This window comes from Pseudomonas sp. DP-17 (genome assembly GCF_022380625.1).
Classification (GTDB): domain Bacteria; phylum Pseudomonadota; class Gammaproteobacteria; order Pseudomonadales; family Pseudomonadaceae; genus Pseudomonas; species Pseudomonas nitroreducens_A.
On the sequence record NZ_JAKSXG010000012.1, the window covers coordinates 150664 to 165432 of the forward strand.

The window sequence follows — 14769 nt, forward strand, 5'->3', positions numbered from 1 at the left end:
CAGCACTGACGCTGGGCCGCACTGGCAAGCCCCTTGCTGTAGCACCGCCATTGCTACTGCCGGACGCTGCCATGCTGGTCATTCATCAACGAATCGAACCCCGCGAACACTGGGACGCCGAGTTGCGCCTGAACTACGAGGCGCGCAGCAAGAGCCGCCTGCGCTGCTTCACCCTTACCGGTGAAGACGTCGGCCTGTTCCTCGAACGTGGCCAGCCGCCGCTGGCCGATGGCGAGTGCCTGCTGGCCAACGATGGCCGCGTGGTGCGCGTCCGCGCGGCGCCGGAAAAACTGCTGCACGTCACCTGCGCCAACGCCCGCGAGCTGAACCGCGCCGCCTACCACCTGGGCAATCGCCACGTCGCCCTGCAAGTCGGCGAGGGTTGGCTACGCCTGCTCGACGACTACGTCCTCAAGGCCATGCTCGACCAGCTCGGTGCCACCGTGGAGGCCATCGAAGCCCCCTTCCAGCCCGAGCACGGCGCCTACGGTGGCGGCCATCACCATTCGTATCACGGCGAGGAGCAGTTCAATTACGCGCCGAAGCTGCACCAGTTCGGAGTGCGGTTGTGATGCTCCTGCACGGGTGTCCTGCCCTCTCCCGGAGGGAGAGGAGGCAGATCGGCGCACCTGCACGGGCCGTCGCCCATGGCTGAATCCTCGAGCGCCTGGGCGCTGCTGCGCCTGGCCAGCCCGCAGTTGCCCATTGGTGGCTACAGCTACTCGCAAGGGCTGGAAAGCGCCATCGACCAGGGCCAGGTGAAGGACGCCGATGACGCCCGCACCTGGCTCGCCGATCAACTGCACCTGAACCTCGCACGCTTCGAGGGTCCGCTGCTGGCCGAGCTGCTGCGCGCCGCGCAGAGCGCTGACTGGGACGCCCTGCGCGATGCCGCCGAGCGCCATCGCGCCAGCCGCGAAACCCGCGAGCTGGGCCTGGAGAACCGGCAGATGGGCTTCTCCCTCGGCCAGTTGCTCGAAGCGCTGCCCGAGCTGGACGAGCCGGCGCGCCAATGGCTCGCCAAGCAGGGCGAACCCTCCTTCGCCGCCGCCTGGGCACTGGCCGCCCGTGCCTGGGAGCTCTCCCCGGAACAGGCCCTCGGCGCCTGGCTGTGGAGCTGGCTGGAGAACCAGCTGGCAGTACTGATGAAGACCCTGCCACTGGGCCAACTGGCCGCCCAGAAGCTCACCTCGCAACTGCTTCCCGACCTCGACGCAGCTTGCCGCGCCGCCCTCGAAAACGCTCCCCACGGCGGCGCGCCCTTCGGGCTCGCGCTGGCCTGCATGACTCACGAAACCCAATACAGCCGTCTGTTCCGCTCCTAGGAGAACTGCCATGAACTCTCAACCTCTTCGCGTCGGCATCGGCGGCCCGGTGGGCTCCGGCAAGACCGCCCTGACCCTGGCGCTGTGCCGCGCCCTGCGCCAGCGCTACAACATCGCAGTGGTCACCAACGACATCTACACCCAGGAGGACGCGCAGTTCCTGGTGCGCAACGAGGCACTGGAGCCGGAGCGGATCATCGGCGTGGAAACCGGCGGCTGCCCGCACACGGCGATCCGCGAGGATGCCTCGATCAACCTGGAGGCCGTGGACCAGCTCAACCGCCGCTTCCCCGGCCTCGACCTGATCCTGGTGGAATCGGGCGGCGACAACCTCTCGGCCACCTTCAGCCCCGAGCTGTCGGACCTGACCCTCTACGTGATCGATGTGTCCGCGGGCGACAAGATCCCGCGCAAGGGCGGCCCGGGCATCTGCAAGTCCGACCTGCTGGTGATCAACAAGATCGACCTGGCCCCGCTGGTGGGCGCCTCGCTGGAAGTGATGGACCAGGACGCCACGCGCATGCGCGGCGACAAGCCATTCGTGTTCAGCAACCAGAAGACCGGCCAGGGCCTGGCCGAGATCATCGCCTTCATCGAACGCCAGGGGCTGCTGACCGCGGCCTGATGCCTTCTGCGCGGCCGCGGATGCCGGCCGCCCCACGACGCTCCATCACAAGAATCAGGGAGATTTCCATGTCATTGCGCAAAGTCCTCTACAGCATCGCGCTGTTCCTCACCCCGGCCGTGGCCTTCGCTCATCCGGGCCACGGCGACCATGGCCTGATCGCCGGCATCGCCCACCCCGTCACCGGCCTCGACCATCTCCTGGCGATGCTCGCGGTCGGCCTCTGGGCCGCCCAGCAACAGGGCGCGGCGCGCCTGGCGCTGCCCTGCACCTTCGTCGGCACCATGCTGATCGGCGGGCTGCTCGGCTTCGAGGGGTTGGAAATTCCGTTCATGGAAACCGGCATTGCGGCGTCGGTGCTGGCGCTGGGCCTGTGCGTGGCGCTGGCGGTTCGCCCGCCCCTGGTAGTCGCCATGGGCGTTACCGCGCTGTTCGCCCTCGCCCACGGCGTGGCCCACGGGCTGGAGTTGCCGGACCTGAGCAGCCCGTGGCTGTATGCCGCCGGCTTCGTCGGCGCGACTGCCGCGCTGCATGCGGCGGGTTACGGTCTGGTTCGCGTGCTGCCGCAAGCCGCGGCGCCGCTGGTGCGTTTCGCCGGCCTGGCTTCGGCGAGTGCCGGCGCCTGGCTGCTCGCCGGCTGACGCTTTACCCGTAGGGCGCATGACGCGCCAGCGTTATCCGCCCTGCGGGAAGTCCAGCCGCAGCTATGCAGGATGAACCTTCCCTGCCGACACCGCGGACCGTTCGATCAGCCCTTGCGATGCACCGAGAACCCCGCCCAGGCCTGGCTCACCGGCATGATCTCCAGGGTGTTGATGTTGATGTGCGGCGGCTGGTTCAGGATCCAGTGGATGGTCTCGGCGATGTCCGCGGATTGGATCGGCTCGGCGCCGGCATAGGTCTTGTCGTACTTCGCCTGGTCACCGCCGAAGCGCACCAGGGAGAACTCGCTCTCGCACATGCCCGGTTCCAGGTTGGTGACACGCACGCCGGTGCCCTGCAGGTCGCAACGCAGGTTCAGCGAGAACTGCTGGACGAAGGCCTTGGTCGCGCCGTAGACGTGGCCGCCCGGATAGGGCCAGTGACCCGCGACCGAGCCCAGGTTGAGGATGCTCGCGCCCGGGCCATGGGCGATCAGGCGCGGCAGCAGCAGGCGGGTCGCGTACATCAGGCCCTTGATATTGGTGTCGACCATGGTGTCCCAGTCATCCAGCTCGCACTCCTGCGCCGGGTCGGTGCCCAGGGCAAGGCCGGCGTTGTTGATCAGGCCACGCAGCTTGGCGAATTTCTCCGGCAGGCTGTCCACGGCGGCGGTCATCGCCGCACGGTCGCGCACGTCGAGCACCAGCGGCAGCACGTCGGTCTCGGTGGAAAGCTCCTGGGCCAGCGCGTTGAGGCGCTCCTCGCGGCGGCCAGTAATCACCAGCGACCAGCCATCACGGGCGAAACGCCGCGCACAGGCTTCGCCGAACCCGGAGGTGGCGCCGGTAATGAACAGAGTGGGAGTGGTCATCGCAGAGATCCTCTAACTGGGCGCCGCCGTCGCCGGTACCTGCCGGGGAATCATGCCGCGCGTGTTCTTGTCGGTCGGTCGAGCATAACAGCCTGAACCGGCCGCGTTGCGTTACAGCCAAGCTGGATAAAACCCGAACAGCCGCTGGAAAGCCCCATGGCTACGGGGCTGCCGCGAGTTGCACCCACCTTGTCCACAGGCTGCTCCACGGATTCTGTGGGCAAGCGGCATCAGGGTTTGCCCCTGGACGATTTTCGAGCGCTCCGCCGCAGGCCGCGTCGCCGCTGCGCTGGAGAAGTTCTTCCCAAGGTTATCCACAGGTCTTTCAACGGCTGGCGGGGACAACTATCAGAGATGCGGAACTTTTCCGCAGAGCCGTACCTGTCCATCCATACAGGGGTTGCAGGGCAATCGCTCAGAAATCGAGCGGCGCTGGCGGGGCCTGCGGCCACGCGGTCCCGCAGGGTTCGCCCAGATGTTATCCACAGCGCCGCCCACAGAATTTCGGGACAACTTCACTGCACGAGCAAGCGCGCCGCGATCAGGTCTTCCAGTGCATAACCCACGGACTTGAACAGGGTGATCTCGCTATCGTCCCTGCGGGCGCCGCGACCTTGCAGCAGGTCGCTGAGCTGGAGGTGGATGGCGCTCTCGTCGATCACGCCTTCGCCCAGCGGAATCAGCAGATCGCCCGCCTCTTCCAGCGCGCCTTCGCGGGTGTCGACCAGGATGCGCGCACGCTGCACGGCTTCGCTGTCGGTCTCGCGCATGCTGGGCAGGAAGGCGCCGACCAGATCGAGGTGGCAGCCCGAGCGCAGCCAGGCGCCGTGGACGATGGGCTCGCGGGAGGTGGTGACGCAGCTGATGCAGTCCGCGGCCGCGACAGCGCCGCGCAGATCGGCACAGGCGTGGACGGGATAGCCTTCGTCCTGCAGTTGCTTCACCAGCGCCTGCACCTTGTCCTCCTGGCGGCCCCAGACGGCAATGTCCTCGTACTCGCGCACCGAACTGTGAGCGCGGACCATGTGCGGCGCCAGGGTGCCGCTACCGACCACCAGCAGCCGTCGCGCATCGCGGCGCACCAGGTAATCGGCAGCCAGCGCGGAGGTACAGGCGGTGCGCCGGGCGGTCATTTCCGAAGCTTCGAGCATCGCTAGCGGGCGGCCGGTTTCGCCGTCGAACAGGCAGAACAAGGCGCCCACCGCTGGCAGGTTCTTTGCGCCGTTGCCGGGGAACACGGTGACCAGCTTCACGCCGATGTCCTGGCCCGGTCGCCACACCGGCATGGTCAGTAGCGAGGCGTTGCCGGGCAGTTCATGGCAGCCGCGTACCGGGGCTTCGCAGGCTCCGGCGAGGCCGATGCGCAGGGCTTCGATCAACTGGGGATAACTCAGTCGTTCGGCGACGTCGGCGTTGGTGAGGAAGCGGAGGTCTTGCATGGAAACCCCTCTTCGGGAAAGCGGTGAAGGAAGCGTAGGAGCGGGGACTCCGTCCGTCCGCGATGTCCCCAGGCGCGCCGGGAAGCATCGCGGACGAAGTCCGCTCCTACGAAGGGCGAAGGCGTCAGTGCCCGCCCAGATACGCGTTGCGAACCTCCTGGTTACCCAGCAGTTCCGCACCGGTACCGCTCAGGCGGATCTCGCCGTTGACCATCACGTAGCCGCGGTCGGAGAGCTTCAGCGCATGGTTGGCGTTCTGCTCCACCAGGAACAGCGTCATGCCGCTCTTGGCCAGCTCGCGCAGGGTCTGGAAGATCTGCTTGACCACGATGGGCGCCAGCCCCAGCGAGGGCTCGTCGAGCAGCAGCAGCTTGGGCCGGCTCATCAGCGCGCGGGCGATGGCGAGCATCTGCTGCTCGCCGCCGGACATGGTCATGGCGCGCTGGTTGCGCCGCTCCTTCAGGCGCGGGAACAGGTCGAACATGCGCTGCATGTCCTCCTGGGCATGCTCCATGCCGACGGGAATGGTGCCCATCAGCAGGTTCTCTTCCACGCTCATGTCGGGGAACACCCGACGCCCTTCCGGCGACTGCGCGATGCCGTTGGAGGCCACGTAGTGCGCGGACTTTTGTCGGATGTCCTGGCCCTTGTAGAGGATCGCGCCGCTGGCGGCGCGCGGCTGGCCGAAGATCGACATCAGCAGCGTCGACTTGCCCGCGCCGTTGGCGCCGATCAGCGCCACGGTTTCCCCTTCGCCCACGGTCAGCGAGACTTTCTTCAGCGCCTGGATCGGCCCGTAGAACACATCCACATCACGGAACTCCAACATCGGCGCCGTCATACCAGCTCCTCTTCGTCCGCGCCGAGATAGGCGGCGATTACCTTGTCGTTGTGGCGGATCTCGTCCGGTGCGCCGCGGGCGATGACCACGCCGTGGTCGAGCACGATGATGTGGTCGGAGATGTTCATCACCATGCCCATGTCGTGTTCGATCAGCAGCACGGTGATGCCGTGGTGGTCGCGCAGGTAGCGGACGATCCGCGCCAGCGCCTGGGTTTCCGCGGGGTTGAGGCCCGCAGCCGGTTCGTCCAGGCAGATCAGCTCGGGCCGCGTGCACATGGCGCGGGCGATCTCCAGGCGGCGCTGCTGCCCGTAGGACATCTCGCCGGCCAGGCGGTTGGCGCAGTCCACCAGGTCCACCACTTCCAGCCAGTAGAAGGCGTGGTCCAGCGCCTCACTTTCCGCACGGCGGTAGCCGGGGGTGTTGAGCACGCCGGCGATGAGGTTGCGGTTGACGAACATGTGCTGGGCCACCAGCAGGTTCTCCACCACCGACATCTCGCGGAACAGCCGGATGTTCTGGAAGGTGCGCGCAAGGCCGGCGCGGTTCACCAGGTGGGTGCCGCCGAACATCTTGTAGTAGAGGCGGTTGCCGAACTGCGCCGGGTTGACGAAGTCGCCACCCTGGAACGGCTGGCCGAGCACCTTGATGACGTCGGTGGTGCCGCCCTGGGTATTGAGCAGGATGTTGCCGCCGGTGGCCTTGTAGAAGCCGGTGAGGCAGTTGAACACCGTGGTCTTGCCGGCGCCGTTGGGGCCGATCAGGGCGGTGATGGAGCCGCGCTCCACGTCGAGGTTGACGTCGTTGAGCGCCTTGATGCCGCCGAAGTGCATCATCAGGTGCTCGACGCTGAGGATCTTGTCGCTCATGGCGCCACCCCCTTGCGTACGGCGAAGCCCGAGCGGCTGATGCGGATCAGCCCGCGCGGGCGCCAGATCATCATCAGCACCATGAGGATGCCGAACAGCAGCACGCGGTAGTCGGCGAAGCTGCGCAGCAGTTCCGGCGCCACGGTGAGGACGAAGGCGGCGATCACCACGCCCACCGTCGAGCCCATGCCGCCCAGCACCACGATGGCGAGGATCAGCGCCGACTCGAAGAAGGTGAAGGACGACGGGTTGACGAAGCCCTGGTAGCTGGCGAAGAACACGCCGGCCAGGCCCGCGGTGGAGGCGCCGAGCATGAACGCCGAGAGTTTCACCAGCACGTGGTTCAGGCCCATGGCGCGGCAGGCGATCTCGTCCTCGCGCAGCGCTTCCCAGGCGCGGCCCACCGGCATGCGGGTCAGCCGGTGCTTGATGTAGAGCACCAGCAGCACGACGAGGAAGAGCACCACGTAGATGAACAGGAACTTGAAGTTCTGGTTGTAATCGATGCCGAGGAACTCGTGGATCGGCGTGCCGCCCTCCTTCGCCCGACGGCCGAACTCGAGGCCGAAGAAGGTTGGCGACGGCACCGGCATGCCGTTCGGGCCGCCGGTGAAGGACAGCCAGTTGTTGAGGATCAGGCGGATGATCTCGCCAAAGCCCAGGGTCACGATGGCCAGGTAGTCACCGTGCATGCGCAGCACCGGGAAGCCCAGTAGCGCACCCGCCAGCGCGGCGGTGAGCGCCGCCAGCGGCAGCACCGTCCAGAAACCCAGGCCCAGGTACTGGTAGCCCAGCGCAAGACCATAGGCGCCGATGGCGTAGAAGGCCACGTAGCCGAGGTCGAGCAGGCCGGCGAGGCCGACCACGATGTTCAGGCCCAGGCCCAGCAGCACGTAGATCAGCCCGAGGATGATCACGGTGAGCAGGTACTTGCTGGCGAAGAACGGGAAGATCACCGCGGCGAGGATCACCAGCGGGACTATCCAGCGCAGGCGCGTCTTGTAGCCCGGCGGCAGCACGCTGATGCCCGAGTCGGAGCTTTCGAAGCGGTCCATGATGCGCAGGCCGGCCGGTGTCTGCAGGTACAGGCTGAGCAGCAGGCGACCGAGCATCACCGCGCCGATCATCCAGGCAAGGCGCACGGGTTCGAGCTTGAAGCTGTAGCCGTCGAGCACCACGCCGACGATGGGGCCGAACACGATCAGGGCGATCAGCCCCGCCAGGATGGTGTCGACGAGGCTCTTCTTGATATCGATGCGCGCGGGTTTCGACGCGGCTGAGGTCTGGGTTGCGGACATCATGCTTACACCTTCGAAACCTGGGGACGCCCCAGGAGCCCTTGCGGCCGGAAGATCAGGATGGTCACCAGCAGGCCGAAGGCGAACACGTCCTTGAAGTCGGTGTTCACCATGCCCGAGAACTGTGCCTCGGCCACGCCCAGGATCAGCCCGCCGAGCATGGCCCCTGGCAGCGAGCCGATGCCGCCGAGCACGGCGGCGGTGAATGCCTTGATGCCGATGATGAAGCCGGCATAGAAGTCGAAGGTGCCGTAGTTCATGGTGATCAGCACGCCGGCCAGAGCCGCCATGGCGGCGCCGATGATGAACACGTAGGAGATCACCCGGTCGGTGTTGATCCCCAGGATCGAGGCCATCTTGCGGTCCTGCTGGGTGGCGCGGCACATGCGCCCGAGCCTGGTGTACTGGATCACGTAGGTCAGCACCGCCATGCCGACGAAGGCAGCGATGAGGATGAACACCTTGGTGTAGGTCAGCTGCACGAAGCCTTCGCCGATGTGGAACTTGAAGGCGCCGTCCAGCAGCGTGGGCACGCCTTGCTGGCGCGGGCCCTGGGCCAGTTGCACGTAGTTCTGCAGGATCAGCGACATGCCGATGGCGGAGATCAGCGGAGCCAGGCGCGTCGAATTGCGCAGCGGCTTGTAGGCGATGCGCTCGATCACCCAGCCATAGACGCCAGTGACGAAGATGGTGAAGACCAGGGTGCCGAGGATCAGCAGCGGGAACGACTCAAGGCCGAAGAACGCCAACAGCGCCAGGGCCACGGCGGAGAGGTAGGCGGAGATCATGTACACCTCGCCGTGGGCGAAGTTGATCATGCCGATGATGCCGTAGACCATCGTGTAGCCGATGGCGATCAGGCCGTAGACCGACCCCAGGGTCAGCCCGTTGATCATTTGCTGGAGGAAAATACCGTCCACGATTGGGTACTCACACAGACAGGGCAGGGAAGGCGGGCGGCAAGCGGGCTGAACGGCTCGTGACCGTCGCCGGGCAAGCGCCGACCTGCGGGGATGCCGGCACCGCTCGTGGCGGTGCCGGCCAATCACACGGGGTGCGCAATCGCTGCAGCAAGGCCCGCTGCAACGACCAGGCGGGCCTGGTCGCTGCAGCCGGAGCCCCTCGACAGGAGCCGGCCCCTTACTTCTGTTTCTCCAACTGGTGGTACTTGCCCTTGTCGTCCCACTGGTAGACGACATAGTCGGAGACCTTCAGGTCGCCCTTCTCATCCCACTCCTTCTTGCCCATGACGGTGTCGACCGGGTGGGTGTGCAGCCACTTGCTGGCCGCCTGGGGATCGTTCTTGCCCGCGCCGTTGAAGGCAGCGGCCAGCGCCTGCAGGGAGGCGTAGGCATAGAGGGTGTAGCCTTCAGGCTCGAAGCCGCTGGCGCGGAACTTGTCCACCACAGCCTTGCCTTCGGGAATCAGGCGCGGGTCGGCGCCGAAGGTCATCAGCACGTCCTTGGTGTATTGCGGGCCGCCGGCGGTGGTCACCAGTTCGTCGGTGACGATGCCGTCATCGGAGAAGAACACGGTGGTCAGGCCCTGCTCGCGCATCTGCCGGACCAGCGGGCCGGCTTCGGGGTGCAGGCCGCCGAAGAACACCACTTCCGCGCCCGAGGAACGGATCTTGGTGACCAGGGCGTTGAAGTCCTTCTCGCCGCGGGTCAGGCCCTCGTAGAGCACTTCGGTGACGCCCAGCTTGTTCAGCTGCGCCTTGGTCGCATCGGCCAGGCCCTGGCCGTAGGTGTCCTTGTCGTGGATCACCGCGACCTTCTTGGCCTTGAGCACGTTGACGATGTAGTTGCCGGCGACCACGCCCTGCTGGTCGTCGCGGCCGCACATGCGGAACATGCCGGCAAGCCCGCGTTCGGTGACTTTCGGGTTGGTCGAGCCGGGGGTGATGGTGATGAGACCGGCCTCGTCATACACCTCGGAGGCGGGGATGGTATTGGAGGAACAGAAGTGGCCGACCACACCGATGGCCTTGTCCTGATCGACCAGGCGGTTGGCGACGGCCACGGCCTGCTTCGGCTCACAGGCGTCGTCGGCCTTCACCAGCTTGATCTTTTCCCCGTTGACGCCACCGGCGGCGTTGATCGCCTCGGCCGCCATATTGGCGCCGCGCCAGTACTGTTCCCCGAACGAGGCGTTAGCCCCGGTATGCGGTCCCGCGACGCCGATAACGACATCGGCCTGCACTACGGAAGACATGCCCAGCGCGGTGGTTACCGCCAGAGCCAGAAAGCCTTTTCTGAAAATCTTCTGCGACATGGAGTTTTGCTCCTGAGGGTTTTTGTAATGGCGCGTTGTGTTTCTTGTTGGCGATTTCTCGTATAGCGATTCAACGACTAAGCGATTAATCAACAGCAAGCGGCGTGCCATTCGTTTTTGTTATTAACCAAGTCCTACAGCGAAAACAGCCAAAGCTGGCAGACATCAAGCGCTAGACACGTGCAACCCATCGATAGCACAAGGTGCAACCAATCAGGCGACAGGGTGCAACCGCCCTTCCCGTGAGCTGGCATTTTTCAGCCACCACAGGCGCAACCCCAACCGTAACCATCGCTGTCACCGAACTGCACATCCGCGGTGCAGACCCATCGGGGTAACGCACCATAAGAGGCTAGACCAAAGTGCAGCGAGCGTTGGTGGGTCGAACCGGGGCGGCGCCCGCCCCAACCTGAACGACCTCAGATCACCACCCGCAGGCATTGCCCGGCGTGGTAGAGGGAGAAACCGGCTTCGTACAGACAGCTGCGCAGGCCCACAGCGGAGATTTCCTCCATGGGCCTGAGCGGCATCGGCAAGGCGCTGGCGTCGCCGTCGAGCAGGAAGTCGGCGAAGGCCTTGCCCACCACCGTGCCGGTGGTGACGCCACGACCGTTGTAGCCGCTCATGGCGACCAGCCCCGGCGCCGGCTCGAACAGGCGCATGAGGTGGTCGGGGGTGAAGTCGATGCAGCCGGTCCAGGTGAACTCCCAATCCACCTTGCCCAGCTTGGGGAAGTAGTGCTGCTGGATGCGGTCGGCCCAGCTTTTCAGGAACCACGCGGGCTTGCCGGTGCCCTTGCCGAGGCTGCCCAGCAGCAGGCGGCCTTCGGCGTCGCGGCGGATGCTGCTGAGCACCTGGCGGGTATCCCAGGAGCCCTGCCCGCCCGGCAGGATGCGCGCAGCTTCGGCGCCCTCCAGCGGCCGCGAGGCAACCTGGTAGTAGTAACCGGGAAAGAAGGTGCGGCGCAGTTGCGTCCACTCGCCTTCGGTGTAGGCGCTGGAGGCGATCACCACCTTGTCGGCGGTGACCACGCCACCGGCGGTGATCACGTTCCACGCGCTGCCAACGCGCACCAGGCCGACCACCGGGGAATGGTGGTACAGCTCGCCCCCCAGGCCGAGCACCGCGCGGGCCAGGCCGCTGACGTAGGCCATGGGGTTGAGCGTGCCGGCACGACGGTCGAGCAGTGCGCCAGCGATCTTCCCGGTGCCGCAGGCCTGCTCGCAGTCGGCCCCGGTTAGCAGCTCCACCGGGGCACCACGACGCCCCCACTGCTCGCAGCGGCTACGCAGGTCCGCCAGGCCACGGGCGTTGTGTGCCATGTGCAGCGTGCCTTCGCGGCGTGCCTGGCATTCGATGCCGTACTTGTCGATCAGGGAGAACACCAGCGACGGTGCATTGCCGAGCATGCGATTGACCCGCTGGCCGACCTCCGCGCCCATGCCCGCTTCGATCTCGTCCGGGGGAATCCACAGTCCGGCGTTGACCAGCCCGACGTTGCGCCCCGAGCCACCATGCCCGGTGGTATGGGCTTCCAACACGCAGACCTTCTGGCCGCGCTCCAGGAGATGCAGCGCGGCGGACAGGCCGGTGAAGCCCGCGCCGATGACACACACGTCGACCTTGCGATCTCCGCGCAGCTCCGGAGCTTGCGGACGATTTGGGGTCAGGTGTTCCCACAGACACTCTTGGCGAAGCGACATCCAGCGATCCTTCTACGCGAACCTTTGTGAATGACTCTGTACAGCGACCCTATGGCTCGTTCCTGCTGGGGAAACCCGGTACCTGCGGCTCCCTCTCCCTCTCCCTAACCCTCTCCCTGAAGGGAGAGGGACTGGTGCGTCGCAAACCGAAACCAGAATGTCAGCCGGCACGGTCAGCGCCCTCTCCTTCAGGGAGAGGGCGGGGAGAGGGATGCGCATGGCACCGAAATCCAGCGGAAGGGCCCCACATCGCAGCCTCAGTCGAAGACTATGCCCTGGGCCAGCGGCAGTTCCCGCGAGTAGTTCACGGTGTTGGTCTGCCGGCGCATGTAGCCCTTCCAGGCGTCGGAACCGGATTCGCGGCCACCGCCGGTTTCCTTCTCGCCGCCGAAGGCGCCGCCGATCTCCGCGCCGCTGGGGCCGATGTTGACGTTGGCGATGCCGCAATCACTGCCCACCGCCGAAATGAAGGCTTCCGCCTCCCGCAGGTCGGTGGTGAAGATGCACGAGGACAGCCCCTGCGGCACGCCGTTGTTCAGCGCTACAGCGTCGTTGAAGTCCTTGTAGGGCACCACGTAGAGGATCGGGGCGAAGGTCTCGCTGCGCACCACGTCGCTCTGCTCGGGCATCTCGACGATGGCCGGCGACACGTAATAGGCCTCTGGGAATTTGTCGGCCAGCTGGCGCTCGCCGCCGAACACCACGCCGCCCTCGCCGCGCGCCTGCTCCAGCGCGCCCTGCATGGCCAGGAAGCTGCGCTCGTCGATCAGCGGGCCGACCAGGTTGCCTTCCAGCGGGTGGCCGATGCGCACCTTGGCATAGGCGGTCTTCAGGCGGCTGACGAACTCGTCCTTCACCGACTCGTGGGCGATCAGCCGGCGCAGCGTGGTGCAGCGCTGCCCGGCGGTTCCGACGGCACTGAACAGCACGGCGCGCACGGCCATGTCGAGATCGGCGCTGGGCGTGAGGATCATTGCGTTATTGCCGCCCAGCTCGAGGATGCTGCGACCGAAACGGGCCGCCACACGCGGGCCGACTTCACGCCCCATGCGGGTGCTGCCGGTGGCGCTGACCAGCGCGACGCGCGCGTCGTCCACCAGCGCTTCGCCGGCACTGCGATCGCCGATCACCACTTGGCTGAGGTAGTCCGGCGCATCGCCGAATTTCTTCAGCGCACGCTCGAACAACGCCTGGCAGGCCAACGCGGTGAGCGGGGTCTTCTCCGACGGTTTCCACACCACCGAGTTGCCGCAGACCAGCGCCAGCGCGGTGTTCCACGACCACACCGCAACCGGGAAGTTGAAGGCGCTGATCACGCCGACCACGCCCAGCGGATGCCAGGTCTCGCGCATGTGGTGGCCGGGACGCTCGGAGGCGATGGTCAGGCCGTAGAGCTGGCGCGACAATCCGACGGCGAAGTCGCAGATGTCGATCATTTCCTGGACTTCGCCCAGGCCTTCCTGGGTGATCTTGCCGGCTTCCCAGGACACCAATTCGCCCAGCGCCGCCTTGCTCGCCCGCAGCTCCTCGCCGAACAGCCGCACCAGTTCGCCACGGCGCGGCGCCGGCACCTTGCGCCAGGCGTCGAAGGCGTGCGCGGCGCGGCCGATCTTCTGTTCCACCTCGGCGGCGCTTTCCAGGCGCACTGCGCCCAGGCGGCTGCCATCGATGGGAGAGTGGACGACCTGATCGCCACCGGTGGCCAGGCGAGAATCGACGCCGAGGGATTCGAGCAGTGCGGAAATCATGCGGACTCCTGTGTCATTGCGATAACCCATTGGAATGCCAGCAGTAATAAACGGCTTGCCGAGGCACAACAAACGACGTTTCCTATGCACATCATTCCGTAAATTCATGAACTGCCTGCCATGCTGAGCAAACGCCACCTGCCGTCCATGACCGCCCTGCAATGCTTCGAAGCGGTGGCGCGGCACCTGAGTTTCACCCGCGCCTCCGAGGAGCTGAACCTGACCCAGAGCGCCGTCAGCAAGCAGGTGGCGCAACTGGAGGAAATGCTCCAGCACCTGCTGTTCCGCCGTGTACGCCGCCGCCTGCAGCTGACCCCGGCGGGCGACCTGTACCTGGTGGAAGTGCGCAAGATCCTCACCCAGGTGGAGATGTCCACCCACTACCTGCTGTCCTACGGCGGCGAAACCGAGGTCCTGCGCGTGGCGACCCCGCCGACCTTCGGCGCGCGCTGGCTGATCCCGCGGCTGAACGGCTGGCGCCACCGCCACCCGAACATCCACCTCGACCTGCGCCAGGAACTGGAACCGGGCGACCTGCTGCAATCGCGCTGCGACATCGCGTTCTTCTTCGGCGCCGGCACCCTGCCCGGCGCGGAATGCGTGGCGCTGTTCGGCGAGGAGATGGTGCCGGTGTGCTCACCGGCGATCCTGCCGGCGCAACCGCTGAACGACCCGACCCAACTGGCTGACCTGGTGCTGTTGCAGAACGCCACGCGCCAGGAAGCCTGGCACGAATGGTTCCTGAGCCTCGGCCGACACAGCGAGCACAGCTACCACGGGCCGCGCTTCGACACCTTCTACATGTGCATCCGCGCAGCGCAAGCCGGCTGCGGCGTGGCGCTGCTGCCGCGTTTCCTGGTGGAAGAGGAGCTGAACGAGGGCAAGCTGGTGATCGCCTGGGACCACGGCCTGCAGAGCCGCAGCGGCTACTACCTGGCGTACCCCGAGCACGCGGCGGCGGTGCCCAAGGTTCGGGCGTTCGTGGAGTGGATCGGGGAGCGGGTGGAGGGGTGATTTTCGTGTGACCGGGAACGCCCTCTCCCCAGCCCTCTCCCTGAAGGAAGAGGGAGTTTTCGTGCCACCGCAGCCATCGGTAGCGCTTATTACTCTGGTGTTTCCATCTAACTTCGTAAA

At 66.3% G+C, this 14769-nt stretch carries 14 protein-coding genes; 5 read left to right on the forward strand and 9 right to left on the reverse strand.

Annotation, left to right across the window (positions count from 1 at the left end; genetic code table 11):
• Positions 1-71 precede the first annotated feature (71 nt).
• From ureE to MJ122_RS19315, 4 genes are all read left to right on the forward strand, one after another.
• A complete protein-coding gene (ureE, locus tag MJ122_RS19300) occupies positions 72-572 on the forward strand; it encodes an urease accessory protein UreE (protein ID WP_239745734.1) in 501 nt (166 codons plus the stop codon).
• Between the two features lie 75 nt (positions 573-647).
• Positions 648-1325, forward strand: a complete 678-nt coding sequence (locus MJ122_RS19305) for an urease accessory protein UreF (RefSeq protein ID WP_088416213.1) — start codon at positions 648-650, stop codon at positions 1323-1325.
• A 10-nt stretch (positions 1326-1335) separates the two neighbouring features.
• Complete coding sequence (gene ureG, locus MJ122_RS19310) at positions 1336-1950, forward strand: urease accessory protein UreG (RefSeq protein ID WP_017518232.1); 615 nt, start codon at positions 1336-1338, stop codon at positions 1948-1950.
• Between the two features lie 68 nt (positions 1951-2018).
• Positions 2019-2591 carry a HupE/UreJ family protein gene (locus MJ122_RS19315; RefSeq protein ID WP_239745735.1) on the forward strand — a complete coding sequence of 191 codons (573 nt, stop codon included), beginning with the start codon at positions 2019-2021 and terminating at the stop codon, positions 2589-2591.
• A gap of 107 nt (positions 2592-2698) precedes the next feature.
• On the opposite strand, the gene MJ122_RS19320 is transcribed toward MJ122_RS19315, so the two are convergent.
• The 9 genes from MJ122_RS19320 to MJ122_RS19360 form a co-directional block, all read right to left on the reverse strand.
• Positions 2699-3463 carry an SDR family oxidoreductase gene (locus MJ122_RS19320; protein WP_239745736.1) on the reverse strand — a complete coding sequence of 255 codons (765 nt, stop codon included), beginning with the start codon at positions 3461-3463 and terminating at the stop codon, positions 2699-2701.
• A 515-nt stretch (positions 3464-3978) separates the two neighbouring features.
• Complete coding sequence (locus MJ122_RS19325; RefSeq protein ID WP_239745737.1) at positions 3979-4902, reverse strand: ornithine cyclodeaminase family protein; 924 nt, start codon at positions 4900-4902, stop codon at positions 3979-3981.
• Between the two features lie 124 nt (positions 4903-5026).
• Positions 5027-5743 (reverse strand): ABC transporter ATP-binding protein, encoded by a 717-nt coding sequence (locus MJ122_RS19330; protein WP_088416209.1) that lies wholly within the window; start codon positions 5741-5743, stop codon positions 5027-5029.
• The gene (locus MJ122_RS19335; protein ID WP_239745738.1) at positions 5740-6612 is read right to left on the reverse strand and encodes an ATP-binding cassette domain-containing protein; all 873 of its coding nucleotides are present in this window, start codon (positions 6610-6612) and stop codon (positions 5740-5742) included. Before MJ122_RS19335 ends, MJ122_RS19330 begins: the two co-directional genes overlap by 4 nt.
• Entirely contained in the window at positions 6609-7910 is a 1302-nt protein-coding gene (livM, locus tag MJ122_RS19340; RefSeq protein ID WP_239745847.1) for a high-affinity branched-chain amino acid ABC transporter permease LivM, read from the reverse strand. Before livM ends, MJ122_RS19335 begins: the two co-directional genes overlap by 4 nt.
• Positions 7911-7915: 5 nt before the next feature.
• Positions 7916-8830: a branched-chain amino acid ABC transporter permease gene (locus tag MJ122_RS19345; protein ID WP_026078950.1), complete on the reverse strand. Its 915-nt coding sequence runs from the start codon at positions 8828-8830 to the stop codon at positions 7916-7918.
• 220 nt (positions 8831-9050) lie between these two features.
• Complete coding sequence (locus tag MJ122_RS19350; RefSeq protein WP_017518249.1) at positions 9051-10184, reverse strand: branched-chain amino acid ABC transporter substrate-binding protein; 1134 nt, start codon at positions 10182-10184, stop codon at positions 9051-9053.
• A 419-nt stretch (positions 10185-10603) separates the two neighbouring features.
• The gene (locus MJ122_RS19355) at positions 10604-11887 is read right to left on the reverse strand and encodes an FAD-binding oxidoreductase (protein WP_239745739.1); all 1284 of its coding nucleotides are present in this window, start codon (positions 11885-11887) and stop codon (positions 10604-10606) included.
• Positions 11888-12144: 257 nt separating this feature from the next.
• Positions 12145-13635, reverse strand: coding sequence for an aldehyde dehydrogenase family protein (locus tag MJ122_RS19360; RefSeq protein WP_275590744.1), 1491 nt, complete (start codon positions 13633-13635; stop codon positions 12145-12147).
• Positions 13636-13755: 120 nt separating this feature from the next.
• On the opposite strand from MJ122_RS19360, the gene MJ122_RS19365 reads away from it, so the two are divergent.
• Complete coding sequence (locus MJ122_RS19365; RefSeq protein WP_239745741.1) at positions 13756-14649, forward strand: LysR family transcriptional regulator; 894 nt, start codon at positions 13756-13758, stop codon at positions 14647-14649.
• The last annotated feature ends 120 nt before the right edge of the window (positions 14650-14769 follow it).

Coding starts and splice junctions, on each gene's coding strand:
- ureE (WP_239745734.1), top strand. CDS start 72: ATGCTGGTCATTCATCAACGAATCGAACCCCGCGAACACTGGGACGCC.
- MJ122_RS19350 (WP_017518249.1), bottom strand. CDS start 10,184: ATGTCGCAGAAGATTTTCAGAAAAGGCTTTCTGGCTCTGGCGGTAACC.
- MJ122_RS19325 (WP_239745737.1), bottom strand. CDS start 4,902: ATGCAAGACCTCCGCTTCCTCACCAACGCCGACGTCGCCGAACGACTG.
- MJ122_RS19305 (WP_088416213.1), top strand. CDS start 648: ATGGCTGAATCCTCGAGCGCCTGGGCGCTGCTGCGCCTGGCCAGCCCG.
- ureG (WP_017518232.1), top strand. CDS start 1,336: ATGAACTCTCAACCTCTTCGCGTCGGCATCGGCGGCCCGGTGGGCTCC.
- MJ122_RS19330 (WP_088416209.1), bottom strand. CDS start 5,743: ATGACGGCGCCGATGTTGGAGTTCCGTGATGTGGATGTGTTCTACGGG.
- MJ122_RS19355 (WP_239745739.1), bottom strand. CDS start 11,887: ATGTCGCTTCGCCAAGAGTGTCTGTGGGAACACCTGACCCCAAATCGT.
- MJ122_RS19335 (WP_239745738.1), bottom strand. CDS start 6,612: ATGAGCGACAAGATCCTCAGCGTCGAGCACCTGATGATGCACTTCGGC.
- MJ122_RS19365 (WP_239745741.1), top strand. CDS start 13,756: ATGCTGAGCAAACGCCACCTGCCGTCCATGACCGCCCTGCAATGCTTC.
- MJ122_RS19320 (WP_239745736.1), bottom strand. CDS start 3,463: ATGACCACTCCCACTCTGTTCATTACCGGCGCCACCTCCGGGTTCGGC.
- MJ122_RS19315 (WP_239745735.1), top strand. CDS start 2,019: ATGTCATTGCGCAAAGTCCTCTACAGCATCGCGCTGTTCCTCACCCCG.
- livM (WP_239745847.1), bottom strand. CDS start 7,910: ATGTCCGCAACCCAGACCTCAGCCGCGTCGAAACCCGCGCGCATCGAT.
- MJ122_RS19360 (WP_275590744.1), bottom strand. CDS start 13,635: ATGATTTCCGCACTGCTCGAATCCCTCGGCGTCGATTCTCGCCTGGCC.